The organism is Streptomyces sp. NBC_00454, assembly GCF_041434015.1.
GTDB lineage: Bacteria > Actinomycetota > Actinomycetes > Streptomycetales > Streptomycetaceae > Streptomyces.
In genome coordinates, this window is sequence record NZ_CP107907.1 from 2,941,356 (window position 1) to 2,967,317 (window position 25,962).

At 68.5% G+C, this 25,962-nt stretch carries 16 protein-coding genes and 3 rRNA genes; 8 read left to right on the plus strand and 11 right to left on the minus strand.

Annotated features, from left to right (window positions below):
* Nucleotides 1-19: 19 nt before the first annotated feature.
* The 3 genes from OHU74_RS13615 to mtrA are packed head-to-tail and all read right to left on the minus strand — an operon-like array spanning nucleotide 20 to nucleotide 4,590.
* On the minus strand, nucleotides 20-1,897 hold the full coding sequence (locus OHU74_RS13615; protein ID WP_371616138.1) for an LpqB family beta-propeller domain-containing protein: 1,878 nt from the start codon (nucleotides 1,895-1,897) through the stop codon (nucleotides 20-22).
* A complete protein-coding gene (gene mtrB / locus OHU74_RS13620) occupies nucleotides 1,887-3,899 on the minus strand; it encodes an MtrAB system histidine kinase MtrB (RefSeq protein WP_371616139.1) in 2,013 nt (670 codons plus the stop codon). The genes OHU74_RS13615 and mtrB overlap by 11 nt, the downstream gene beginning before the upstream one ends.
* Nucleotide 3,900: 1 nt before the next feature.
* On the minus strand, nucleotides 3,901-4,590 hold the full coding sequence (gene mtrA / locus OHU74_RS13625; protein ID WP_189747360.1) for a two-component system response regulator MtrA: 690 nt from the start codon (nucleotides 4,588-4,590) through the stop codon (nucleotides 3,901-3,903).
* A gap of 282 nt (nucleotides 4,591-4,872) precedes the next feature.
* Between mtrA and OHU74_RS13630 the strand changes: the two genes are divergently transcribed.
* From OHU74_RS13630 to OHU74_RS13655, 6 genes are read left to right on the plus strand one after another with little or no spacing between them, the layout of a single operon-like run.
* Nucleotides 4,873-6,135 carry a hypothetical protein gene (locus OHU74_RS13630; protein ID WP_371616140.1) on the plus strand — a complete coding sequence of 421 codons (1,263 nt, stop codon included), beginning with the start codon at nucleotides 4,873-4,875 and terminating at the stop codon, nucleotides 6,133-6,135.
* A gap of 6 nt (nucleotides 6,136-6,141) precedes the next feature.
* Nucleotides 6,142-6,840: a DUF4129 domain-containing protein gene (locus OHU74_RS13635; RefSeq protein ID WP_371616141.1), complete on the plus strand. Its 699-nt coding sequence runs from the start codon at nucleotides 6,142-6,144 to the stop codon at nucleotides 6,838-6,840.
* Nucleotides 6,837-8,141, plus strand: a complete 1,305-nt coding sequence (locus tag OHU74_RS13640; RefSeq protein WP_371616142.1) for a DUF4350 domain-containing protein — start codon at nucleotides 6,837-6,839, stop codon at nucleotides 8,139-8,141. Before OHU74_RS13635 ends, OHU74_RS13640 begins: the two co-directional genes overlap by 4 nt.
* Nucleotides 8,138-9,103: an AAA family ATPase gene (locus OHU74_RS13645; protein WP_371616143.1), complete on the plus strand. Its 966-nt coding sequence runs from the start codon at nucleotides 8,138-8,140 to the stop codon at nucleotides 9,101-9,103. Before OHU74_RS13640 ends, OHU74_RS13645 begins: the two co-directional genes overlap by 4 nt.
* Nucleotides 9,103-10,413, plus strand: a complete 1,311-nt coding sequence (locus tag OHU74_RS13650; RefSeq protein ID WP_371616145.1) for a DUF58 domain-containing protein — start codon at nucleotides 9,103-9,105, stop codon at nucleotides 10,411-10,413. The genes OHU74_RS13645 and OHU74_RS13650 overlap by 1 nt, the downstream gene beginning before the upstream one ends.
* A gap of 57 nt (nucleotides 10,414-10,470) precedes the next feature.
* A complete protein-coding gene (locus tag OHU74_RS13655; RefSeq protein WP_371616146.1) occupies nucleotides 10,471-11,067 on the plus strand; it encodes a Uma2 family endonuclease in 597 nt (198 codons plus the stop codon).
* Nucleotides 11,068-11,156: 89 nt separating this feature from the next.
* Here OHU74_RS13655 and rrf read toward each other — a convergent pair.
* From rrf to OHU74_RS13675, 4 genes are all read right to left on the minus strand, one after another.
* Nucleotides 11,157-11,274, minus strand: a 5S ribosomal RNA gene (gene rrf / locus OHU74_RS13660).
* A gap of 74 nt (nucleotides 11,275-11,348) precedes the next feature.
* Nucleotides 11,349-14,472: ribosomal RNA gene (locus OHU74_RS13665) — 23S ribosomal RNA — on the minus strand.
* Nucleotides 14,473-14,759: 287 nt separating this feature from the next.
* Nucleotides 14,760-16,284 (minus strand): 16S ribosomal RNA (locus OHU74_RS13670).
* The 16S, 23S and 5S rRNA genes sit together here, the layout of an rRNA operon.
* A 599-nt stretch (nucleotides 16,285-16,883) precedes the next feature.
* Complete coding sequence (locus tag OHU74_RS13675; protein WP_371616147.1) at nucleotides 16,884-17,891, minus strand: stage II sporulation protein M; 1,008 nt, start codon at nucleotides 17,889-17,891, stop codon at nucleotides 16,884-16,886.
* 128 nt (nucleotides 17,892-18,019) lie between these two features.
* Between OHU74_RS13675 and OHU74_RS13680 the strand changes: the two genes are divergently transcribed.
* On the plus strand, nucleotides 18,020-18,976 hold the full coding sequence (locus OHU74_RS13680) for an RDD family protein (protein ID WP_371616148.1): 957 nt from the start codon (nucleotides 18,020-18,022) through the stop codon (nucleotides 18,974-18,976).
* 20 nt (nucleotides 18,977-18,996) lie between these two features.
* Here OHU74_RS13680 and OHU74_RS13685 read toward each other — a convergent pair whose 3' ends face one another.
* Together OHU74_RS13685 and ahcY are read right to left on the minus strand one after the other, a co-directional pair.
* Nucleotides 18,997-19,614, minus strand: coding sequence for a hypothetical protein (locus tag OHU74_RS13685; protein ID WP_371616149.1), 618 nt, complete (start codon nucleotides 19,612-19,614; stop codon nucleotides 18,997-18,999).
* 145 nt (nucleotides 19,615-19,759) lie between these two features.
* Nucleotides 19,760-21,211 (minus strand): adenosylhomocysteinase, encoded by a 1,452-nt coding sequence (ahcY, locus tag OHU74_RS13690; protein ID WP_371616150.1) that lies wholly within the window; start codon nucleotides 21,209-21,211, stop codon nucleotides 19,760-19,762.
* Nucleotides 21,212-21,561: 350 nt separating this feature from the next.
* On the opposite strand from ahcY, the gene OHU74_RS13695 reads away from it, so the two are divergent.
* Nucleotides 21,562-23,616 (plus strand): fructose-specific PTS transporter subunit EIIC, encoded by a 2,055-nt coding sequence (locus OHU74_RS13695; protein WP_371616151.1) that lies wholly within the window; start codon nucleotides 21,562-21,564, stop codon nucleotides 23,614-23,616.
* 100 nt (nucleotides 23,617-23,716) lie between these two features.
* Here OHU74_RS13695 and OHU74_RS13700 read toward each other — a convergent pair whose 3' ends face one another.
* Nucleotides 23,717-24,661 (minus strand): cation diffusion facilitator family transporter, encoded by a 945-nt coding sequence (locus OHU74_RS13700; protein WP_371616152.1) that lies wholly within the window; start codon nucleotides 24,659-24,661, stop codon nucleotides 23,717-23,719.
* A 93-nt stretch (nucleotides 24,662-24,754) separates the two neighbouring features.
* Nucleotides 24,755-25,927: a mannose-6-phosphate isomerase, class I gene (gene manA, locus OHU74_RS13705; RefSeq protein ID WP_371616153.1), complete on the minus strand. Its 1,173-nt coding sequence runs from the start codon at nucleotides 25,925-25,927 to the stop codon at nucleotides 24,755-24,757.
* Between the last annotated feature and the right edge of the window lie 35 nt (nucleotides 25,928-25,962).

The window sequence follows — 25,962 nt, forward strand, 5'->3', positions numbered from 1 at the left end:
AAGCAGGGGAAAGGGCAGGTCAGCCCGGGTAGACCGGGGCCTTGCCGCCGGCCGCCACCGTGCGCCACTGCGCCCCCGGCGGCAGCCACACGATCCCGTCCTCGCCCGAGAACGCGACCACCGGCTTCTTCTCGTCCTCGCTCGCCGCGACCGCCTCCAGCCCGGTCGCGCCCGGCAGGCCGGCCCCGACCATCGAGCCGTCGGCCAGCATGTACCGCGCCTGCACGACGCCGCCGCTCTCGCGGCCCACCACCAGCAGCCGGCCGCGCGGCGCCCAGCTCATCGCCGTCACATCGGCCAGCTGCGGCGCGGCCGGGCGCAGCTCGCGCACCGAGACCGCCGGCCCGTCGCTCTTGCCGTCGCTCTTGCCGTCGAGCCGTTCGATCCGCCCGATGAAGAGGTTCTTGCGGCTCTCCTTCTGCACCAGCAGCGCGATCCGCACCCCGTCGGGCGAGGTCTTCAGCCCGGTGATCCGGCCGCCGTCGAGCCCCGACACCGGCACCTTCTCGGCGGGTCCGGAGCCGCCGGGCAGCCGCCACAGGGTGGGGGTCTGGTCGTCCTGGTCGGCGATCCACAGATCTCCGGCCGCGTCCCACGAGGGCGCGGTGAACCCGGCCGGCTTGGAGCCCTTGGCGGTCAGCAGCGGCTGCGGCATGGGTCCGGCGGTGGTCAGGTTGACCACGTACAGCCCGTGCGCGTCCTCGGAGACGACCGCGGCGCGCTTCTCGTCGTAGGTGATGGCGGCGGAACCGACCTTGAAGGGCGGGTTCCCGGAGAGCGGACCGGGAACCGGGGACGGCGGGTCCTGCTGCTCCTCCCGGTTGGGGTCCAGGCTCATCCGCATGAGCCGGCTCTCGTTGTCCACGTAGTACTGGTGGCCCGGCGAGAGCGGCCGGTTGGCGACCACGGACGCGGCGGCCTCGGTGACCCAGCACGAGGAGGACTTGCCGTCGGAGCGCAGGAGTTCGACCCGGTCGACCCGGGAGCCCGTCAGGTCCTTGACGGTGTACAGGAGTTGCGTGGCCATCTTCTGGCACTGCGGCTGCGCGACGTTGTCGGCCTTGACGTTCAGCGGTACGCGCAGCGTGTTCTGGCCGTCGTACGAAAGGGACTTGGTGCCTTCGCGCAGCTCCGTACCGCTGGGGAAGCTGGAGGTGACCACGGGCCCGAGCCACTTGGACGGGCCGGCGAGCAGCGATTTGACGGTCTGGGTGGTGGGGTCCATCCGGGAGTCGGGGTCGCTGCGCTGGCGCACGTAGACGGGGTCGGCGACGAGCGTGCCGCCCGCGAAGTAGTACTTGTTGACCGGCATGTAGATGCGCTGGAAGTCGGACTCGCTCAGGACCAGGCTGCTGGGCGGGGTCGCGATCCGCCACTGCTTGTTCTCCTGCGTGAGCTGGAGGAACTCCTCGTAGCGCTTGCCGCCGGTCTCGGGCTGGTACGCGCTGCGCTCGTCCACGGTGGCCAGCATCTTGCCGGCGACCTTGAAGCGGGGCGCGGCGGGGTCCTTCTCGCCCTGGACGGAGAACCGGTCGAGGCCGGCCGAGAGCACGGTGACGGCCGCGCCGGGCTTCCAGTTCTTCGCGGCTTCCTCGGTGAGGTACTTGCGGGCGGTCTGGAGCTGCGGATCGTCGCTGGTCATGGCCTCCAGGAAGCCGTCGACGATCTCCTGCGGGCTGGCCCGGTCGGCCGGGGGCACGCCGAAGACGCGGACCTGCGAGTCGACGCCCTGCGAGACCTGCACGGGCCGGATCTCGCCGTGGTCGGGCATCGAGGCGCAGCCGGCCAGCAGCAGCCCGGCGGTGGCGAAGGCGTAGGCCCGCAGCGTGCGCAGCCCGCCCCGCCGCTTCGGGCCCCTGCCCGCCCGGCCCTGCCGTGTCCCCGGTTCAGCGCCCATGCGACCCACCGGCTCCACGCGATCCACCCTCTCGGTCTGCTGTCCCGGTCGTCCCGCCCCGCGCCCCGCCCGCAGGCGGCTGCTGCTCGGCGGGCCGGGTCACGACCCGGGCCCCGCTGCCCGGCAGCGCCGTCGGGTCGGCCGGCACCGGCATGGCTCCGGCCACCGCGGAGCGCGGCGGGATCGTGGACCGGTCGGGCCGGCCGGCGGGTTCCCGGGACGCCTCGGGCGCAAGTGAGCCCTCCGCGGCGGCCCTGGCCCGGTTGGCCCTGGAGTCCTCGGGTTCCAGCGGGATCGGCGATCCGCGCAGCGGCTCGTCGGCGGTGCGCGGCAGGGTCAGGCGGAACTGGGAGCCGCCGCCGGGCTCGCCCCAGGCCTGGAGCCAGCCGCCGTGCAGCCGGGCGTCCTCGACGGCGATGGACAGGCCAAGGCCGGTACCGCCGGTCGTGCGCGCCCGCGCCGGGTCTGCCCGCCAGAAGCGGTTGAAGACGCGGGTGGCCTCGCCGGGCTTGAGCCCGACTCCGTAGTCCCGTACGGCCACGGCGACGGCCCCGCCCGCCGAGGCGAGCCGGATCACCACGTCGCGGCCTTCGCCGTGCTCGACGGCGTTGACGACGAGGTTGCGCAGGACCCGCTCCACGCGCCGGGCGTCGGCTTCGGCTATCACCGGCTGGGTGTCGCCGAGGACGCGGATCCGGGTGTTCTTGTGTTCGGCGAGCGGTTCGGCGGCGTCGATGACGCGGTGTACGACGTCGCGCAGGTCGATGGGCTCCGCCTCCAGGGCGGCGGCGCCCGCGTCGAAGCGGCTGATCTCCAGCAGGTCGGCGAGGAGCGACTCGAAGCGGTCGAGCTGTCCGGCGAGGAGTTCGGCGGAGCGGGCGGTGATCGGGTCGAAGTCGGCGCGGGCGTCGTGGATGACGTCGGCGGCCATGCGGACCGTGGTCAGCGGGGTGCGCAGTTCGTGGGAGACGTCGGAGACGAAGCGGCGCTGCAGCCGGGAGAGGTCCTCCAACTGCTGGATTTTGCTCTGGAGGTTCTGGGCCATCTTGTTGAAGGCTTCGCCCAGTCGGGCGATGTCGTCCTCGCCGGTGACCTTCATCCGCTCCTGGAGCCGCCCGGCGGAGAGCCGCTCGGCGATTCCGGCGGCCATCCGGACGGGGGTGACGACCTGGCGCACGACGAGCCAGGCGATGCCGCCGAGGAGGACCACGACGAAGAGTCCGGCGGTGGCGATGGTGACCTTGACCAGGTTGAGGGACTCCTCTTCCTGGGTCAGCGGGAAGAGGTAGTACAGGTCGTACGGGTCGCCGTTGATGTCGGTGAGGCGCTTGCCCACGACGAGCGCGGGCTCGGGGGCCTTGGCGCCGGCTCCGGCGGTGTAGCGGACCTGGGAGAAGGTCTTGAAGGCGCCGGTGGCGTGGTTGACGGCCCGGCGCAGGTCCAGGGGGACGCTGGCGGTCGGGTCCACGTTGCCGGAGGCGCGGGCTCCGCGGACGCCGAGCGCGCCGCGGCCGGGGGGCTGTTCCTCGCCGGTGCCGGTGCCCGCACCGAGGGCGGCGACCTCGAAGGCGCTCTGCCCGCCGCTGGCGAGCTGTTTGACGAGGGAGTTCATCCAGGTGCTGGCGTCGCGGCCGACCTTGTTGTCGGAAGCGTCGGTTCCATCCACCGTGTAAGGGGTGTTCGCCTTCTCCTGTGCGACCGCGAACCCGCCCGCGGCCTGGCTCTGCGCGGCCTCCTCCTTGGCGTCGAGGAGGCCCTTGCTGACCTGGGCGATGACGACGAAGCCGAGGGCGAGGACCACGGCGAGGGAGATCAGGAGGGTGGCGGCGACCACCCTGAGCTGGATGTTGCGCCGCCAGAGCCGGACAGCCGGAAGCAGCGGCCGGCGTACGAGGCGTACGAACAGCCGCAGCACGGGGCTGCCGGCCGCTCCGTCGTGGAACAGCCGGCCGCCCCGCAGCGCTCCCCAGCGGGAGCCGCCCCGGGGCCTGCCGGGCTGCATGTCAGCTGGGTCCGGCCTTGTAGCCGACACCGCGCACCGTCACGACGATCTCGGGGCGCTCCGGGTCCTTCTCGACCTTGGAGCGCAGTCGCTGGACGTGCACGTTGACCAGGCGGGTGTCCGCCGCGTGGCGGTAGCCCCAGACCTGTTCCAGCAGCACCTCGCGGGTGAAGACCTGCCAGGGCTTGCGGGCGAGTGCGACCAGCAGGTCGAATTCGAGCGGGGTCAGCGCGATGGAGGCGCCGTCCCGCTTGACCGAGTGCCCGGCCACGTCGATGACCAGGTCACCTATGGCCAGCTGCTCGGGGGCCGGCTCTTCCGAGCGGCGCAGGCGGGCGCGGATGCGGGCCACCAGCTCCTTCGGCTTGAACGGCTTGACGATGTAGTCGTCGGCCCCGGATTCCAGGCCCACCACCACGTCCACGGTGTCGCTCTTGGCGGTGAGCATGACGATCGGTACGCCGGACTCGGCGCGGATCAGCCTGCACACCTCTATGCCGTCCCGTCCGGGCAGCATGAGGTCCAGCAGGACCAGATCCGGCTTCGCCTCCCGGAAGGCAGCCAGTGCCTTGTCACCGTCCGCTACGAACGACGGCTCGAAACCTTCTCCCCGCAGCACAATGCCGAGCATCTCGGCCAGCGCGGTGTCGTCGTCGACGACAAGGACGCGTCCCTTCATGGTTGACATCATCCCATTAGCTAATCGTTACCTGGCGGTGAGCTGTCCCACAGCCAAAGGGCTGGAAATCGCCCCTCGGACCTGCGTGCGTTTGCGCGTGGACTTCCGCGTGGCCATCCACGTGGAGTTCTGCTTGGAGATCAAGGCGCCCAGTGTGCCCCGGATCCGCACGACAAATGAAGGTGCGGACGGCCCGGGATCCAGGGGACGCCTGGTCCGTTCGAGGTTGTCACATGGCACGATGGCAGCCGGACCAAGCGCCCCGCACTCTGCAGTGCACGTGAAGGAGCGACGATGAACGACTCTCCGGGCTGGGCTACGCCCGGATCCTCCCCGTCCGACGGTGAGGGCTCCCACGGTACGCAGCCACCCGCGCAGCCTTCCGGTGGCGACCCCAAGTGGTCCGCCGAGCAGCCGCCGCCCGGCCAGTGGTCGAGCCCGGCCGCGGGCCAGAACCCGCCGCCCCAGCCCGGCCAGCAGCCGCCCGCGCCGCCGCAGCCCCAGCAGGGCTGGGGCTCGTACGGCGCCGGTCCCGGCGGCGGCTACCCGCAGCCCGGCCAGGGCGGCCACCCCGGCTACTGGGGCAACCACGTCCCGGCGGCGAAGCCCGGCGTGATCCCGCTGCGCCCGCTGGGTCTGGGCGAGATCCTGGACGGCGCGGTCACCACCATGCGCAAGCACTGGCGTTCGGTACTGCCGATCACCCTGGTCGTGGCCGTCGTCGTGCAGCTGGCCACTCTGCTCACGCAGAAGTTCGCGTTCAGCGGGCTCAACCTCGACCCGTCGGCCGGAGCTCCCGTCCAGGACCAGCTGAACGCCCTCGGTACCGGCCTGGCCGTGAACCTGGTGGACGCGTTCATCCAGCTCGTCGGCGGCCTCGTGGCCGCCGCGATGCTCACCATGATCTTCAGCCGTGCCGTACTGGGCCAGTCCTCCTCGGTGGGGGCCGCCTGGCGCGAGTCCCGTTCGCAGCTGCTGCGGCTCTTCGGCCTGACCGTGCTCCTGGGTCTGGGCTGGGTGGTCCTGCTGGTCGTGCTGATCCTGCCCGGCGTCTTCGCCGAGAGCGTGGGCTTCGCCATCCTCGGCGGTGCCGTGGCCATCGGGCTGGGTATCTGGCTGTGGATCAAGTTCGCGCTGGCCTCGCCCGCGCTGATGCTGGAGAAGACCAGCGTCCTCAAGTCGCTCTCCCGCTCCTCGAAGCTGGTCAAGGGCTCCTGGTGGCGCGTCCTGGGCATCACCCTCGTCACCGGCCTCATCACCGGCATCGTCGCGGGGATCATCGTCCTGCCGCTGACGCTGCTGGGTGCGGGCCTGTTCGGCGGCGGCCTCGAAGGCCTCTCCGACGGCACCGGAACCACCAGCTGGGGCTTCCTGATCCTCTCGGGCATCGGCGGGATCATCGCCCTGACGATCACCCTGCCCATGCAGTCGGGCGTCACCGTCCTGCTCTACGTCGACCAGCGCATCCGGCGCGAGGCCCTCGACCTGGAGCTCGCGCGGGCCGCCGGCATCCAGAACTACGGCACGGGCGCCGCGGCGCCGCCCACCGGAGGCTGACCGCGGATGAGGGGCACGGGGGGCCTGCTCGCAGCGACGACAACGGCCGCGACGGCGGCCGCATCGCCATCGGCATCGCCTGCACCACCGGTCTCGGTCGGGCGTGACGCCGCCCGCGAGGCGGCCGCGCAGGAGCTGTCCAAGCCGATGTACCACCAGAACGATCCCGGGCTCTTCCAGCGCGCCCTGGACTGGTTCTGGGACAAGGTCGGGAGCCTCTTCGACCATGCCTCGGCCTCGACCCCCGGCGGAGCCCTGGGACTGGTGGCCGTCGCCGTGTTCGCCGTCCTCGTCGTCGCCGCCCTGTGGTGGCGGCTCGGCGCCCCGAAGCGGGCCGCCGGCACTGCGGGCACCCTCTTCGACGACGGCGTCCGCAGCGCGGCCGACCACCGCACGACCGCCGAGGCGCTGGCCGCCGAAGGCCGCTGGAACGAGGCCGTCCAGGAGCGCATGCGCGCCGTTGTCCGCTCCCTGGAGGAGCGCACCCTCCTGGACCCCCGCCCCGGCCGCACGGCCGACGAGGCGGCCACCGAAGCCGCCGTGTCCCTCCCGGCCCACGAGGCCGCCCTGCGCGCCGCGGCCCGCACCTTCGACGAGGTCACCTACGGCGCGCGTCCGGCCAACGAGGCCATGTACGCCACCCTGCGCGACCTGGACCTGGACCTGACCCGCACGAAGCCGCTCCTGACAGGCCCCACCCCATGACCCGCCCCCAGGACCCCAGCGTCCCGCCCGCCCCCGCCGCGACCGCCTGGGCCGAAGCCTCCGCAGCCGCCCCCGGCACGGACGCAGCCCCCGCGGGCGCGCCCGCCGCGGCCGCGGCGACCGCCGCCGCACCCCTGACCCCCGGCGTCCTGTGGACCCGCGCCCGCGGCTTCCTCATCGCGCTCGCCCTGCTCCTCACCGCCGGCCTGGTCCTGGCCGCCATGAACTCCGGCGCCCGGCACGGATATCTGGACCCCCGCTCCGCCGACCCCTTCGGCAGCCGGGCCGTGGCCGAACTGCTCAAGGACCACGGGGTCGACACCCGCGTCGTGACCACCGCCGACGCGGCCGCCGACGCGGCCGGACCCGACACCACCCTGCTGGTCACCGATCCCGACCGGCTCGAAGACAGCCGGCTGCGCGCGATCCGGTCCGCCATGGACCTCTCCGGCGGCCGCACCGTACTGCTCGCCCCGAGCACCCTCAGCCTCCCCGCCCTGGCCCCCGGCACCCGCTCCCGGCCCGACGGGCACGGCGAGGAAACCGACCTCGACCCGGGCTGCGCACTGCCCGCAGCCGCGTCCGCGGGCCGCGCCACGACCGGCGGCGGCTACCACTACACCACCAACACCCCCAAGGCCACCGCCTGTTACCCCAGCGACGGCCACCCCACGCTCCTCGTCCTGCCGAGCTCCACCCGCGGCGGGGACACCGTCCTCATGGGCTCCGAGCGCATCTTCCTCAACAACGCCCTCGCCAAGGAGGGCAACGCCTCCCTCGCGCTCCAACTCCTCGGCACCCGGCCCCACCTGGTCTGGTACATGCCCTCGCTCGCCGACTCCGACCCGGACGACGCCGAGGCCCAGGACAAGAGCTTCCTCGAACTGATCCCCGCGGGCTGGAGCTGGGCCCTGCTCCAGCTCTTCCTCGCCGCCGCCGTCGCCGCCCTCTGGCGCGCCCGGCGCCTCGGCCCGCTCGTCACCGAACGGCTGCCCGTCCTGGTCCCCGCCTCCGAGGCCACCCAGGGCCGCGCCCGCCTCTACCACAAGGCCGGAGCCCGCGACCGCGCCGCCACCGTGCTGCGCGCCGCCTCCCGCGAACGCCTGGCCGCACTGGTCGGCGTACCGGCATCCCAGGCCCACGACCCCGTCTCCCTCGTGCCCGCCGTCTCCGCCCGCCTCACCGACGGCTCGCACGACCTCCACTCCCTGCTCTTCGGCACCACCCCCACCAACGACGCGGCGCTCATCGCGCTCGCCGACCAACTCGACGCCCTCGAAAGAGAGGTCCGCTCCTCATGACGGCCACCACGGACAGCAGCGCCCGCTCCGCACTGGAGGCGCTCCGCACCGAGATCGGAAAGGCCGTGGTCGGCCAGGACTCCGCCGTCACCGGTCTCGTCGTAGCGCTCCTGTGCCGCGGCCACGTCCTCCTCGAAGGCGTCCCCGGCGTAGCCAAGACCCTCCTCGTACGGGCCCTCGCCGCCTCCCTCGAACTCGACACCAAGCGCGTCCAGTTCACCCCCGACCTGATGCCGAGCGACGTCACGGGCTCGCTGGTCTACGACGCCCGCACCGCCGAGTTCTCCTTCCAGAACGGCCCGGTCTTCACCAACCTCCTCCTCGCGGACGAGATCAACCGCACGCCTCCGAAGACCCAGTCCTCCCTCCTCGAAGCGATGGAGGAACGCCAGGTCACCGTCGACGGCGTCCCGCGCATGCTCCCCGAGCCGTTCCTCGTCGCCGCCACGATGAACCCGGTCGAGTACGAGGGCACGTACCCCCTCCCCGAGGCCCAGCTCGACCGCTTCCTCCTCAAGCTCACCGTGCCGCTGCCCTCCCGCGAGGACGAGATCGGCGTACTCACCCGCCACGCCGCCGGGTTCAACCCGCGCGACCTGCACTCCGCCGGCCTCCGCCCGGTCGCGGGCGTCGCCGAACTCGAAGCCGCCCGCAAGGCCGTCGAGGCCACCAGCGTCTCCCCGGAGATCGCCGCGTACGTCGTCGACATCTGCCGCGCCACCCGCGAATCGCCCTCGCTCACCCTCGGCGTGTCCCCCCGCGGCGCGACCGCGCTGCTGGCGACCGCCCGCGCCTGGGCCTGGCTCGTCGGACGCGACTACGTCACCCCCGACGACGTGAAGGCCCTGGCCCTGCCCACCCTGCGCCACCGCGTCCAGCTGCGCCCCGAGGCCGAGATGGAGGGCGTCACGGCCGACGCGGTCATCACCGCGATCCTCTCCCACGTCCCCGTACCGCGCTGATGGCGTTCACCGGACGCGCCGCCCTCCTGGCGGCCCTCGGCAGCCTCCCCGTCGGCATCCTCGAACCGAGCTGGACGGGGATCCTGGCGGTCAACGCCCCCCTCGCCCTGGCCTGCGCGGTCGACTACGCCCTCGCGGCGCCCGTCCGCACGCTCCGGCTGACCCGCTCCGGCGACACCTCGGTGCGCCTCGGCGAGTCCGCCGACGTGCACCTGACCGTCACCAACCCCTCCCCGCGCCCCCTGCGCGCCCGGATCCGCGACGCATGGCCCCCCAGCAGCTGGGTGCCCGGCACCGAAGTCGACGCCTCCCGCCACACGTTGACGGTCCCCGCGGGCGAACGCCGCCTCCTGACCACCCGCCTGCGGCCCACCCGCCGCGGCGACCGCCGGGCCGACCGCGTCACGATCCGCTCCTACGGCCCGCTCGGCCTCCTGGCCCGCCAGGGCAACCACACCGTCCCGTGGACGGTCCGCGTCCTGCCACCTTTCGCCAGCCGCAAGCACCTGCCCTCACGCCTGGCCCGACTGCGCGAACTCGACGGCCGCACCAGCGTCCTGACGCGCGGTGAGGGCACGGAGTTCGACAGCCTGCGCGACTACGTACCCGGCGACGACACCCGTTCCATCGACTGGCGGGCCACCGCCCGCCAGCAGAAGGTGGCCGTCCGCACCTGGCGTCCCGAACGGGACCGCCACATCCTCATCTGCCTCGACACCGGCCGCACCTCGGCCGGCCGCGTCGGCGACGCCCCCCGCCTGGACTCGGCGATGGACGCCGCCCTGCTCCTGACGGCCCTGGCCACCCGCGCCGGCGACCGCGTGGACCTGCTGGCCCACGACCGCCGCACCCGCGCCCAGGTCCAGGCCCGCTCGGCCGCCGACACCCTGCCGGCCTTCGTCAACGCCATGGCCACCCTGGAACCTGAGCTCGTCGAGACCGACTCCCGCACCCTGGTCTCCACCATCCTGCGCAGCGCCCCGCGCCGCTCCCTGGTGGTCCTCCTGACCAGCCTGGACGCGGCCGCCGTGGAAGAGGGCCTCCTGCCGGTCCTCCCCCGCCTCACGCAGCGCCACACCGTCGTGCTGGCCTCGGTCGCGGACCCGCACATCGCGCGGATGAGCACGTCCCGCTCCACGATCGAAGCGGTCTACGAAGCCGCCGCCGCCACCCAGTCCCAGTCGGCCCGCCGCCGCACGGCGGACCAGCTCACCCGCCACGGCGTCCACGTGGTCGACGCCACCCCCGAAACCCTGGCCCCGGCCCTGGCCGACGCCTACCTGGCCCTCAAGGCCGCAGGCCGGCTGTAACCTCCGCGTTCACGCCCGGCTGGATACGCTGGTCGAGGTATCCACCAGGAGGACACAATGGCCGACCTCACCCCCGAGCAGATGCGCCGCATGCACGACTTCGCGGAGCACCTCGCGGAGCTGGCCGAACATCAAGAAGACCAGTGGAAGGTGCAGACCACCGACGGTCAGATCGTCCTCACGATGATGAGCCCCACAGCTCCCCACGGGTTGAACGTGGTACGACTGCGCCGCCAGATCGAGGCGCAGACTCCCGAGATCATGGCCCTCAACGACACGAACATGGGTGATCCGATCACGGGACTGACCAAGGTCCCGGACCTCATGGTCATCGCGGAAGAGGACACCGATGACACGGCGAAGGTCGTCAACGCACGCGATGTCCTCATGGTCGTGGAGGTCGTCTCCCGCACGAATTCCCTCACCGACATCCGCGACAAGCTGCACGACTACCCGAGGATGGGGGTCCCGCTCTACGTCGTCGTGGACCCCCGGAAGGACAAGAAGACCGTCACGGTACACAGCGACCCCTCGTCCGGCCCCGACGGCATCCGTTACCGCAAGAGCGTCCCCTACGCCTTCGGGGACACAGTCACCGCCGGCCAATGGACGCTCGACACGAACAGCCTCAAGAGCTACCCCGCTGACTGGTGACGAAGCGGGGCCGCGTCCCGCGCGGAACAGCCCCTGAACGCAGAAAAGCCCCGTACCAGTTCCCTGGTACGGGGCTCTCTACAATGATTGTTCGGCGGCGTCCTACTCTCCCACAGGGTCCCCCCTGCAGTACCATCGGCGCTGAAAGGCTTAGCTTCCGGGTTCGGAATGTAAACCGGGCGTTTCCCTAACGCTATGACCACCGAAACACTATGAAGTTAACCAACCGGATATGAACACAGTTCGTTACTTCAGAACTAACACAGTGGACGCGAGCAACTGAGGACAAGCCCTCGGCCTATTAGTACCAGTCAGCTCCACCCGTTACCGGGCTTCCACATCTGGCCTATCAACCCAGTCGTCTACTGGGAGCCTTACCCTCTCAAGGAGGTGGGAATACTCATCTTGAAGCAGGCTTCCCGCTTAGATGCTTTCAGCGGTTATCCCTCCCGAACGTAGCCAACCAGCCATGCCCTTGGCAGGACAACTGGCACACCAGAGGTTCGTCCGTCCCGGTCCTCTCGTACTAGGGACAGCCCTTCTCAATATTCCTACGCGCACAGCGGATAGGGACCGAACTGTCTCACGACGTTCTAAACCCAGCTCGCGTACCGCTTTAATGGGCGAACAGCCCAACCCTTGGGACCGACTCCAGCCCCAGGATGCGACGAGCCGACATCGAGGTGCCAAACCATCCCGTCGATATGGACTCTTGGGGAAGATCAGCCTGTTATCCCCGGGGTACCTTTTATCCGTTGAGCGACGGCGCTTCCACAAGCCACCGCCGGATCACTAGTCCCGACTTTCGTCCCTGCTCGACCCGTCGGTCTCACAGTCAAGCTCCCTTGTGCACTTACACTCAACACCTGATTGCCAACCAGGCTGAGGGAACCTTTGGGCGCCTCCGTTACTTTTTGGGAGGCAACCGCCCCAGTTAAACTACCCATCAGACACTGTCCCTGATCCGGATCACGGACCGAGGTTAGACATCCAGCACGACCAGAGTGGTATTTCAACGGCGACTCCACCATGACTGGCGTCACAGCTTCAAAGTCTCCCACCTATCCTACACAAGCCGAACCGAACACCAATATCAAACTATAGTAAAGGTCCCGGGGTCTTTCCGTCCTGCTGCGCGAAACGAGCATCTTTACTCGTAGTGCAATTTCACCGGGCCTATGGTTGAGACAGTCGAGAAGTCGTTACGCCATTCGTGCAGGTCGGAACTTACCCGACAAGGAATTTCGCTACCTTAGGATGGTTATAGTTACCACCGCCGTTTACTGGCGCTTAAGTTCTCAGCTTCGCCACACCGAAATGTGACTAACCGGTCCCCTTAACGTTCCAGCACCGGGCAGGCGTCAGTCCGTATACATCGCCTTACGGCTTCGCACGGACCTGTGTTTTTAGTAAACAGTCGCTTCTCGCTGGTCTCTGCGGCCACCCCCAGCTCACGGAGTAAATCCGATCACCAGTGATGGCCCCCCTTCTCCCGAAGTTACGGGGGCATTTTGCCGAGTTCCTTAACCATAGTTCACCCGAACGCCTCGGTATTCTCTACCTGACCACCTGAGTCGGTTTAGGGTACGGGCCGCCATGAAACTCGCTAGAGGCTTTTCTCGACAGCATAGGATCATCCACTTCACCACAATCGGCTCGGCATCAGGTCTCAGCCTTATATGAGGGACGGATTTGCCTACCCCTCGGCCTACACCCTTACCCCGGGACTACCACCGCCCGGGCTGGACTACCTTCCTGCGTCACCCCATCGCTTACCTACTACAAGTCTGGTTCGTCGGCTCCACCACTTTCCTTTCCCCGAAGGGTCCGGAACGGCTTCACGGACTTAGCATCGCCTGATTCGATATTGGGCGTTTCAAAGCGGGTACCGGAATATCAACCGGTTGTCCATCGACTACGCCTGTCGGCCTCGCCTTAGGTCCCGACTTACCCTGGGCAGATCAGCTTGACCCAGGAACCCTTAGTCAATCGGCGCACACGTTTCTCACGTGTGTATCGCTACTCATGCCTGCATTCTCACTCGTGAACCGTCCACAACTAGCTTCCGCTGCTGCTTCACCCGGCACACGACGCTCCCCTACCCATCACAGCGGGCGTTGGCCCTATTGCTGCAATGACACGACTTCGGCGGTACGCTTGAGCCCCGCTACATTGTCGGCGCGGAATCACTTGACCAGTGAGCTATTACGCACTCTTTCAAGGGTGGCTGCTTCTAAGCCAACCTCCTGGTTGTCTCTGCGACTCCACATCCTTTCCCACTTAGCGTACGCTTAGGGGCCTTAGTCGATGCTCTGGGCTGTTTCCCTCTCGACCATGGAGCTTATCCCCCACAGTCTCACTGCCACGCTCTCACTTACCGGCATTCGGAGTTTGGCTAAGGTCAGTAACCCGGTAGGGCCCATCGCCTATCCAGTGCTCTACCTCCGGCAAGAAACACGTGACGCTGCACCTAAATGCATTTCGGGGAGAACCAGCTATCACGGAGTTTGATTGGCCTTTCACCCCTAACCACAGGTCATCCCCCAGGTTTTCAACCCTGGTGGGTTCGGTCCTCCACGAAGTCTTACCTCCGCTTCAACCTGCCCATGGCTAGATCACTCCGCTTCGGGTCTAGAGCGTGCAACTCAATCGCCCTATTCGGACTCGCTTTCGCTACGGCTTCCCCACACGGGTTAACCTCGCTACACACCGCTAACTCGCAGGCTCATTCTTCAAAAGGCACGCAGTCACGACCGTTATTCCGAAGAATAACGGCGACGCTCCCACGGCTTGTAGGCACACGGTTTCAGGTACTATTTCACTCCGCTCCCGCGGTACTTTTCACCATTCCCTCACGGTACTATCCGCTATCGGTCACCAGGGAATATTTAGGCTTAGCGGGTGGTCCCGCCAGATTCACACGGGATTTCTCGGGCCCCGTGCTACTTGGGAGATTCTTAAGCAAGCCGCTGATGTTTCGTCTACGGGGGTCTTACCCTCTACGCCGGACCTTTCGCATGTCCTTCGACTACATCAACGGTTTCTGACTCGCCGACCGGCCGGCAGACCGATCAAAAGAATTCCCACAACCCCGCATGCGCAACCCCTGCCGGGTATCACACGCATACGGTTTGGCCTGATCCGGTTTCGCTCGCCACTACTCCCGGAATCACGGTTGTTTTCTCTTCCTGCGGGTACTGAGATGTTTCACTTCCCCGCGTTCCCTCCACACTGCCTATGTGTTCAGCAGTGGGTGACAGCCCATGACGACTGCCGGGTTTCCCCATTCGGACACCCCCGGATCAAAGCTCAGTTGGCAGCTCCCCGGGGCCTATCGCGGCCTCTCACGTCCTTCATCGGTTCCTGGTGCCAAGGCATCCACCGTGCGCCCTTAAAAACTTGGCCTACAGATGCTCGCGTCCACTGTGTAGTTCTCAAGCAACGACCAGCCACCCATCACCCCACCAGACAAGCAGGCGAGTTCACTGGGGCCGGCATCGCAGAAGGCATGACCTTACGGCCGTACCCTCAGATACCCAACAACGTGCCAAGCACCAGACCTCTTCCGGATCCTCTTTCCACGCCGAAGCAGTACTTGAGAACCATCAGATCATCTGGTGCCAACTAATCAACGTTCCACCCTGAGCTGACCGTGCAGAACGTTTGTCTGCAATCGGTACTGTGCTCCTTAGAAAGGAGGTGATCCAGCCGCACCTTCCGGTACGGCTACCTTGTTACGACTTCGTCCCAATCGCCAGTCCCACCTTCGACAGCTCCCTCCCTTACGGGTTGGGCCACCGGCTTCGGGTGTTACCGACTTTCGTGACGTGACGGGCGGTGTGTACAAGGCCCGGGAACGTATTCACCGCAGCAATGCTGATCTGCGATTACTAGCAACTCCGACTTCATGGGGTCGAGTTGCAGACCCCAATCCGAACTGAGACCGGCTTTTTGAGATTCGCTCCACCTCACGGTATCGCAGCTCATTGTACCGGCCATTGTAGCACGTGTGCAGCCCAAGACATAAGGGGCATGATGACTTGACGTCGTCCCCACCTTCCTCCGAGTTGACCCCGGCGGTCTCCTGTGAGTCCCCATCACCCCGAAGGGCATGCTGGCAACACAGGACAAGGGTTGCGCTCGTTGCGGGACTTAACCCAACATCTCACGACACGAGCTGACGACAGCCATGCACCACCTGTATACCGACCACAAGGGGGGCACTATCTCTAATGCTTTCCGGTATATGTCAAGCCTTGGTAAGGTTCTTCGCGTTGCGTCGAATTAAGCCACATGCTCCGCTGCTTGTGCGGGCCCCCGTCAATTCCTTTGAGTTTTAGCCTTGCGGCCGTACTCCCCAGGCGGGGAACTTAATGCGTTAGCTGCGGCACCGACGACGTGGAATGTCGCCAACACCTAGTTCCCAACGTTTACGGCGTGGACTACCAGGGTATCTAATCCTGTTCGCTCCCCACGCTTTCGCTCCTCAGCGTCAGTAATGGCCCAGAGATCCGCCTTCGCCACCGGTGTTCCTCCTGATATCTGCGCATTTCACCGCTACACCAGGAATTCCGATCTCCCCTACCACACTCTAGCTAGCCCGTATCGAATGCAGACCCGAGGTTAAGCCTCGGGCTTTCACATCCGACGTGACAAGCCGCCTACGAGCTCTTTACGCCCAATAATTCCGGACAACGCTTGCGCCCTACGTATTACCGCGGCTGCTGGCACGTAGTTAGCCGGCGCTTCTTCTGCAGGTACCGTCACTTTCGCTTCTTCCCTGCTGAAAGAGGTTTACAACCCGAAGGCCGTCATCCCTCACGCGGCGTCGCTGCATCAGGCTTTCGCCCATTGTGCAATATTCCCCACTGCTGCCTCCCGTAGGAGTCTGGGCCGTGTCTCAGTCCCAGTGTGGCCGGTCGCCCTCTCAGGCCGGCTACCCGTCGTCGCCTTGGTGGGCCATTACCCCACCAACAAGCTGATAGGCCGCGGGCTCATCCTTCACCGCCGGAGCTTTTAACCCCCGCCCATGCAGGCAGGAGTGTTATCCGGTATTAGACCCCGTTTCCAGGGCTTGTCCCAGAGTGAAGGGCAGATTGCCCACGTGTTACTCACCCGTTCGCCACTAATCCACCCCGAAGGGCTTCATCGTTCGACTTGCATGTGTTAAGCACGCCGCCAGCGTTCGTCCTGAGCCAGGATCAAACTCTCCATGAATGTTTACCCGTAATCGGGTGCACACGCACTTAGAGCGGGACAGTCATGTCGGAATAAGACCGACCGTCCACTGCGTCCTCGCTGTGTAATTGCCTGCAAGCACCACGGCAGAACCGCGACCTCACAGGTCTTTTTTCAAAGGAACCTCATCCACCGAGGTGGACGGGGTATCAACTTTTTGGCGTTGATTTTTGGCACGCTGTTGAGTTCTCAAGGAACGGACGCTTCCTTTGTACTCACCCTCTCGGGCTTTCCTCCGGGCGCTTCCTTCGTTCTGTTCTTGCGTTTCCGACTCTATCAGAGTCAGTCTCGCTTGTTTTCCGCCTTCAAGGTCCTGCGCTTTCGCGCTTTTCCCTTTCCGGCGAGTCCGACTCTATCAGAAGGTTTCCACCGGATTTACCGGCTTCGATTTCCTGAAAGGAGAGTCGAGTGTGCCCTCTTGGAATTCAATTCCGGGGGGCGAGAAAGACTTTAAACCATCGCTGCCGAACTTGTCCAGTTCGAGGCAACCGTTCGAATCTACCTCCCCGCGCGGTCCGTGTCAACGGTCTTTGCGGGACAGAGGAGGAGACTAGCAGCTCAGACGGCTGGAACGCACATCAGGCAGCGGTGGGGAGAGTCGCCGCCCGGTCGGCGAGCTCCACGTCGCCCACCTCGCCCGCACGGGCCGCGCGGCCGCCCAGGACGTAGACGTAGAGCAGGAAGGCCGCCTCGGCCGCCACGCCGATGGCGATGCGGGCCCAGGTGGGCAGGCCGGAGGGGGTGACGAAGCCTTCGATCAGGCCCGAGACGAACAGGACCACGGTCAGGCCCATCGCCATACCGAGGGCGGCGCGGCCCTGTTCCGCCAGGGCCGCGCGGCGGGTGCGCAGGCCCGGGTCGATGACCGTCCAGCCCAGGCGCAGCCCCGTACCGGCGGCGACGAAGACCGCGGTCAGTTCCAGCAGGCCGTGCGGGAGGATCAGGCCGAGGAAGACGTCGAGGCGGTCGGCCGAGGACATCAGGCCGATGCCCACCCCGAGGTTCACCATGTTCTGCCACAGGATGAAGAGCACGGGCAGGCCCAGGAAGGCGCCGAGGACCAGGCACATCGCGGCCGCCTGGGCGTTGTTCGTCCAGACCTGGGCGGCGAAAGAGGCCGCGGGGTGGCTGGAGTAGTACGTCTCGTACTCGCCGCCCGGCTTCGTCATCGCCTTCAGGTCTTCGGGGGCGCCGATGGCGCCCTGGATCTCGGGGTGGGTGGCTATCCACCAGCCGACGAGGACGCCGATCGCCGTGGAGATCAGCGCCGTGGGTATCCACCAGCGGCGGCTGACGTAGACGGCGGCCGGGAAGCCGGCGGTGAAGAAGCGGGCCGCGTCGCGCCAGCCGCCCCGGCGGGCGCCCGTCACCGTGGCGCGGGCGCGAGCCACGAGCTGGGTCAGGCGGCCCGTGAGCATCGGGTCCGGGGTGCTGGACTGGATGAGGGAGAGGTGGGTGGAGGTGCGCTGGTAGAGCGCGACGAGCTCGTCCGCCTCGTCGCCCGTGAGGCGGCGGCCCCGGCCCAGGAGCTGTTCCAGCCGGGCCCACTCGGCCTGGTGCGCTGCCACGAAGACGTCGAGATCCATGCGGTTGGCGCTCCCCTGCCCCTGGTGCTCCGATGAACGGCCCCTGTTTTTCTTACTTCTTCCGTCGTCAGCTTGGCAGACTGGATGCCAAAGGGGCGGGTCAGGTCGGGTGAAGGGTGTGTGGACCGGTGAGTGATCTGGTGACGGGGGACGCGGTCGTCCTGGGGCTGCGGCCCGCGAGGCTGCCGAGCCGGGCGCTGGCGATCATGTTGGACCTGGCCGTCTACGTCGCCGGCTATCTGCTCATCACCCTCGGGCTGACCTTCGCCACCGCCTCGCTGGACGAGGCGGCGCAGGCGGCCGTGGCCGTCTCCTCGTTCATCCTCATCCTCATCGGCGTGCCGATCGCGGTGGAGACGCTGAGCCACGGGCGCTCGCTGGGCAAGCTCGCCTGCGGGCTGCGCGTGGTGCGCGATGACGGCGGGCCGATCCGCTTCCGGCACGCGCTGGTGCGCGGGGCCATGGGGGTCGTCGAGCTGTACATGTTCTTCGGGGCCGTGGCCTGCATCGCTTCGCTGGTTTCCGCGCGGGGGCGGCGGCTGGGCGATGTCTTCGCGGGGACCCTGGTCATCCGGGAGCGGGTGCCCGGGGCCCGGGTGATGCCGGTGCCTCCGCCGCCGCCGTGGCTGGCCGGGCGGTTCGCCGGGCTGGACCTGTCGGGGGTGCCGGACGGGCTGTGGCTGGCGATCCGGCAGTACCTGACGCGGATGAACCAGCTGGATCCGCAGACGGGCGCGACGATGGCGGCGCGGCTGGCGGACGATCTGGTGGCGCGTACGGGGGCGCCCGCGCCCGTCGGGGTGCCGGCTGCCGCGTTCCTGATGGCGGTGGTGCACGAGCGGCAGTCGCGGGATGCGGCGCGGGCCTTCTCGCCGGCCCGTGTTCAGGCGCAGCAGCCGCAGGTCCCGGTGTACGCGCCGGTGCCGGTGGTGGCTCCCGGGCCGCACGGCGGGATGCCGGTCATGCCCGGCGTGCCCGTGGCGGCGCCGCAACCGCCCGTCGTGGCCGCGGTGCCCGCCGTGGCGCCCGTAGCGCCCGTGGGGGCACAGCCGCCGCGTGCCACCGGGTTCGCTCCGCCTGCCTGAGACGGGCTCGGGTACGCCCCCTAGTCCTCGAAGGTCGAGGGCGGGGTTTCCAGGTGTTCGAGCTCGATGCCGGGGGCCGAGAGGACCACGTCTCCGGCGATGTGGATGGTGTGGACCTCGCCGGTGTCCAGGGCGCTGACCTGGTATTCGTCGACCATGAGCGGTCCGCTGTCGGTGGCGTGCTCGGCGCGGCGCAGCAGGGCCCAGGCCTGGTCGACCGTACGGGGTGCCAGGACGGGGTCGGTCAGGGCGAGGAGGCGGACCCGGGTTGCGGGGGCGCCCGGGGTGAGGCGCAGGAGCCGGGTCGTGGCGATGAGGAAGGCCGGGGAGGTGCCGGTGAACCCGGGGGCCTGGACGTTGCCTTCGGTGGCTTCGGCGCCCAGGGGGTCGGTGCGGACCCAGGTGACGCCGTCGATGGCGGCGCCGCGGACCTGCCAGCTGGAGGCGTTGGCTTCGAGGCGGATGGGGCGGCCGAGTTCGTCGATGGCCAGGTCCACGGAGCCGCGGTGGCTGCCGTCGGGCGCGGTGAGCTGGGACACGTAGCGCCAGCCCGAGGAGCCCGGGGCGCAGTGGAAGTGCTCCTCGCCGAGCGGGGTGTGGTCGTGGGTGTCGTGGAGCGAGTAGCGGCCGCGGGGCATCGGGGCGGGTCCTTGCTGTGCGGAGCGGGGTTCGGATCGTGGTTCGGAGCGTCGTTCGGGGCGGGTACGGGGCAGGCCCCCGGCGTGGTGCCGGGGGCCTGCTTCGCGCGGTGTGCCGCTCGGGATCCTCGGGGATCCGGTGGGCTCAGTAGCGGTAGTGGTCGGCCTTGTACGGGCCTTCGACCGGGACGCCGATGTAGGAGGCCTGCTCGGGGCGCAGGGTGGTGAGCTTGACTCCGAGGGCGGCGAGGTGGAGGCGGGCGACCTTCTCGTCGAGGTGCTTGGGGAGCACGTAGACGTCGGTCGGGTACTCGGCCTGCTTGGTGAAGAGCTCGATCTGGGCCAGGGTCTGGTCCGCGAAGGAGTTCGACATCACGAAGGACGGGTGGCCGGTCGCGTTGCCCAGGTTCAGCAGGCGGCCCTCGGACAGCACGATGAGGACCTTGCCGTCGGGGAACTTCCAGGTGTGGACCTGCGGCTTGACCTCGTCCTTGACGATGCCCTCGATCTTCGCGAGACCGGCCATGTCGATCTCGTTGTCGAAGTGGCCGATGTTGCCCACGATCGCCTGGTGCTTCATCTTGGCCATGTCGGAGGCCATGATGATGTCCTTGTTGCCCGTGGTCGTGATGAAGATGTCCGCGGTCTCCACGACGTCGTCGAGGGTGGCGACCTGGTAGCCGTCCATGGCCGCCTGGAGCGCGCAGATCGGGTCGATCTCGGTGATGATCACGCGGGCGCCCTGGCCGCGCAGGGACTCGGCGGAACCCTTGCCGACGTCGCCGTAGCCGCAGACCACGGCGGTCTTGCCGCCGATGAGGACGTCGGTGGCGCGGTTGATGCCGTCGATCAGGGAGTGGCGGCAGCCGTACTTGTTGTCGAACTTCGACTTGGTCACGGCGTCGTTCACGTTGATCGCCGGGAACAGCAGGGAGCCTTCGGCCATCATCTCGTAGAGACGGTGGACACCGGTGGTGGTCTCCTCGGTCACGCCGCGGATCTCGGACGCGAGCTGCGTCCACTTCTGCGGGGCCTCGCCCAGGGTGCGGTTGAGGAGGGTGAGGATGTGGGCGTACTCCTCGGAGTCGGCCGTGGCCGGGTCCGGGGCCGCGCCGACCTTCTCGAACTCGACGCCCTTGTGGACCAGGAGGGTGGCGTCGCCACCGTCGTCGAGGATCATGTTCGGGCCGCCGGTGGGGGTGTTCGGCCAGGTCAGCGCCTGCTCGGTGCACCACCAGTACTCTTCCAGCGTCTCGCCCTTCCAGGCGAAGACGGGGACGCCCTGCGGGTTGTCCACGGTGCCGTTCGGGCCGACCGCGATGGCGGCGGCCGCGTGGTCCTGGGTGGAGAAGATGTTGCAGGAGGCCCAGCGGACGTCGGCGCCGAGGGCGACGAGGGTCTCGATGAGGACGGCGGTCTGCACGGTCATGTGCAGCGAGCCGGTGACGCGGGCGCCGGCCAGGGGCTGGGTCTTGGCGTACTCGGCGCGGATCGACATCAGACCGGGCATCTCGTGCTCGGCGAGGGTGATCTCCTTGCGGCCGAAGACGGCGAGGGAGAGGTCCGCGACCTTGAAGTCGGTGAATGCGGCAGTCATGAAGATGCTGCTCCTGATGATCGAGAGGGTGGGTACGGCTGAGCAGTACACCGTCCGTGGGGGACGACGCACACGGAGCTCAGTCCGTCGGGGGTCCTCTCTCCCCTCGGCCGGTCTCGAAGGACCGCCCGACCGCCATCAGCAGCGACGCCTGACACTGATGACGAATCTACACCGATCGGCGGAGTGAGGTGCCTGGAATCTTGCTCCGTGCAGTGTCCCGGTTTCAGGCCTTCCAGCCGAACACTTCAGGGCCTTTCGGACTTTTACTCCACCCCTGCGGTGGTGGAGGATGCCGGTGGGCCGGGTTGTGAGCGCGGTCCGCATCACGATGGCGTGAGGAGATTTCAGTGACCAGTCCGGCAGGCCCTCCTGGCGACGGGGGCACGAGCGGGCCGAAGCCCGTGAAATTGGTGGCCGTCACCGCGTGCCCCACGGGGATCGCGCACACCTACATGGCCGCCGAGAAGCTCCAGCAGGCCGCCGACCGCCTCGGCATTTCGATGAAGGTGGAGACCCAGGGCTCGATCGGGGCCGAGAACGTCCTCACTGACAACGATGTCAGAGAGGCGGACGGCGTCATCATCGCCGCCGACAAGGAAGTGGACCTCGAGCGCTTCGCCGGCAAGCGGGTCCTGTCCACGGGCGTCGCGGACGGCATCCACAGGCCGGAGGAGCTCTTCGAGCGCGTGCGCAGCGCGCCGGTGCAGGCCGGGACCTCGGCGGCCCCGGGCAGCGGTGGCGGCGGTGGCGGCGGCAGGCAGCGCAGCCAGGCGTACAAGGCGCTGATGAACGGCGTCTCCCACATGATCCCCTTCGTGGTCGTGGGCGGTCTGCTGCTCGCCGTGTCGCTGTCCCTGGGCGGGCACGCGGACTCCAAGGGCGGGCTGGTCATTCCCGAGGGAACCTTCTGGTTCTACGTGAACGCCCTGGGCGTGACCGGCTTCAAGCTGATGCTGCCGATCTTCTCCGGCTACATCGCCTACGCGCTCGGTGACCGGCCGGCCCTCGTACCCGGCATGATCGGCGGTTTCCTCGCCGCCGACGCCGTCAACATCTACGGGGCCGAGGCGAACGCGGGCTTCCTGGGCGCCATCGCGACGGGCTTCCTCGCGGGCTATCTGGTCGTGTGGATCAAGAAGGCCAAGGTCCCCAAGGTCATCCAGCCGATCATGCCGATCATCGTGATCCCGATCCTGTCGACCCTGGCCCTGGGCCTGCTCTACATCTACGTGATCGGGCAGCCCATCTCCTGGCTGTTCACGCACCTGACCAGCTGGCTGAACGGGATGACCGGCTCCAGCGCGATCGTGCTCGGCACCATCATCGGCCTGATGATCGCCTTCGACATGGGCGGTCCGGTCAACAAGACCGCGTTCCTCGTCGCGGTCGGCCTCATCGGCACCAACAACCACGTCATGGGCATGGCCGCGGCGGCCATCCCGGTCATGCCGCTCGGCCAGGGCCTGGCCACGCTGCTGCGCCGCAAGCTCTACAGCGACGAGGAACGGGAGACCGGCCTCGCCGCCCTGTTCATGGGCTTCTTCGGAATCTCCGAGGGAGCGATCCCCTTCGCGGCCGCCCGGCCGGCCCAGGTCATCCCGGCGAACATGCTCGGTGGCGCGGTGGCCGGTGCGATCGCCGGTGTGGCCGGGGTCCAGGACTCCGTGCCGCACGGCGGTCCGATCGTCTCGCTGTTCGGTGCGATCAGCGGGGTCGCGATGTTCTTCGTCGCCATCGCCGCCGGTGCCGTCGTGACGGCGCTGACCACCAACGCGCTGATCGAGTTCAAGCAGCGCCGGGACGGCGCGCCGGCCGGGCCGTCGGTGCTCGCGCCGGAGCCGGCCCTGGTCGGGGCCGGCGTGGGCGCGGGTGTGGGTGCGGGTGCCGGTACGGCCGTACGGAGCCGGGCCGCGGCTCCCGTCGCCACCGCCGGGGCCGGGAAGCCGGAGGTGCTGTCCGGGTACCTGACCGCGCAGACCGTCAAGACCGAGCTGGCCTCGGACTCCAAGGGGGCGGCGATCCGCGAGATGGCGGAGATGCTGGCCACCACCGGCAACGTCCGCGACGTGGACGAGCTCGTACGGGTCGCCCTGGCCCGGGAGGCGCAGGGCACGACGGGTCTCGGCGAATCGATCGCGATCCCGCACGCCAAGACGGACGCGGTGACCCGCCCGACGGTGGGCTTCGCCCGGTCCGACGAGGGCATCGAGTGGGGTGCGCTGGACGGGACGAAGGCCCGGCTGGTGTTCATGATCTCGGTGCCGGAGGCGGCCGCCGGGGACGAGCACCTGCGGATCCTGGCGCTCCTGTCGCGCAAGCTGATGGACACCGGCTTCCGGGAGCGGCTGCAGTCCGCGCCGGACGAGGCCGCGATCCTGGACGTGCTGCGCGAGATCCAGTAGCCGCCGCCCGGCAAGCGCCGTAACCGGATACGGCAGAGGCCCCCCTGCGAAGGTGCAGGGGGGCCTCTCCGTGTCCGGTTGCGGTGCGCGCGGCGCGGGCTCAGTGGCCCGGGTTGGTGCCCTTCGCCGCGGCCTCGGCGTTGAAGATGTCGGGCTCCAGGTAGATCACGCGGGCGATCGGGACCGCCGCGCGGATGCGGGCCTCGGCGGCGTTGATGGCGTTGGCCACCTCGGTCGCCGTGTCGTCGCTCTGGACGGCGATCTTCGCGGCGACGAGGAGTTCCTCGGGGCCCAGGTGCAGGGTGCGCATGTGGATGACCCCGGTGACGGTGTCCCCGTCGACGACGGCGGCCTTGATCTTGTCGACCTCTTCGGTTCCGGCGGCCTCGCCGAGCAGCAGGGACTTGGTCTCGGCGGCCAGCACGATGGCGATGATGATGAGCAGGACGCCGATGCACAGGGTGCCGATGCCGTCCCAGACTCCGTTGCCGGTCGCCAGGGCGATGCCCACGCCGGCGAGGGCGAGGACCAGGCCGACGAGGGCGCCGAGGTCTTCCAGGAGGACCACGGGGAGCTCGGGGGCCTTGGCGCGCTTGATGAACTGGCCCCAGCTGAGGCTGCCGCGGATCTCGTTCGACTCCTTGATCGCGGTGCGGAAGGAGAAGGACTCCGCGATGATCGCGAAGACGAGGACGCCGATCGGCCAGTACCAGTGCTCGATCTCGTGCGGGTCCCTGATCTTCGAGTAGCCCTCGTAGATGGCGAACATGCCACCGACGGAGAACAGCACGATGGAGACGAGGAAGGCGTAGATGTAGCGCTCGCGGCCGTACCCGAAGGGGTGTTGCGGTGTCGCCTCGCGCTGGGCCTTCTTGCCGCCGAGCAGCAGCAGGCCCTGGTTTCCGGAGTCCGCGAGCGAGTGGACGCTTTCCGCGAGCATCGACGAGGACCCGCTGAAGACGAAGGCCACGAACTTGGCTACAGCGATGGCGAGATTGGCGGCGAGTGCCGCCACGATCGCCTTGGTTCCGCCCGACGCGCTCATGGTTGCGATGTGTCCCTTCCTCGGTGCGGCGCCCCGGTCCGGGACGCCGCGCTACGGCCGCAGATTCTCACAGCCACCTCGAGGGACGGTACGTCAGACCACCACCGTGGCACGGAAGACGGTGCCGGTTTGGGACAGTTCGACCTTTTCGCCCGCCGGTACGAACACCGACTCCCCCGGGGCCAGTGCCAGTTCGCCGGAGACCGGGGAGGTGGCCTTCGGGGAGCCCGCCGTACACAGCAGGATCTGCGGGGCGGTGTCGGGGAGCACCCGGGGGGCGCCGCCGGGGGCCAGGACGAAGCGGGAGAGGCGGAACTCGTCGATGGGGGTCTCGTAGACCTCTTCGCCGTTGCCCTCGGGGCGCATCACTCCCGGGTCGCTGGGCTCGAAGACGACCACCTTCAGCAGCTCCGGGACGTCCACGTGCTTGGGGGTGAGCCCGGCGCGCAGCACGTTGTCGGAGTTGGCGAGCAGTTCGACGCCGAGGCCGTCGATGTAGGCGTGCGGGACTCCGGCGCCGAGGAACATCGCTTCGCCGGGCTGGAGTCGGACGTGGTTGAGCAGCATGGCCGCGATCACGCCCGGGTCGCCCGGGTAGTCGTGGACCAGTGAGGCGTACGGCTCGTACGGGCCCCCGAGCCGTGCCGCGGCGGCCGCGGCCTCGGTGACCGTGCGGGCCATCTCGGTGCGGTCGGCGGTCAGTACTGCGGTGAGCACCTCGCGCAGGGCCGCCTCCTCGGGGTGGGCCCGCAGGAGGTCGACGTAGGGCTTCAGGGAGTTGACGCCGAGGCCCTCCAGGAGCTCGGCGGCCTCCAGCGGCGGGCGGAACCCGCAGAGCCCGTCGAAGGGGGTGATCGCGCAGATCATCTCGGGCTTGTGGTTGGGGTCCTTGTAGTTGCGGTGGCCGGCGTCCATCGGGACACCGCGCCGTTCCTCGTCCTCGTAGCCCTCCTTGGCCTGTGCCAGGTCGGGGTGGACCTGGAGGGAGAGCGGGGCGCCCGCGGCGAGGAGCTTGAGGAGGAAGGGCAGCCGGGGGCCGAACTTGGCGACGGCCGCGGCTCCCAGCTCGCGCTCGGGGTCGGCGGCGATGACGTCCGAGAGGGTGGTCTCGCCGGCGCCCCGGTCGAGGCGGGAGGGTGCGCCCGGGTGGGCGCCCATCCACATCTCGGCCTGGGGTTCACCGGTGGGCTCGACTCCGAGGAGCCGCGGGATCGCGGTGGTGGATCCCCAGGCGTAGGGGCGGATCGTGTTCGTGAGGCGGTCCATCGGTCGTCTTTCCTGGGTGAGAGAGGCACGCGGGC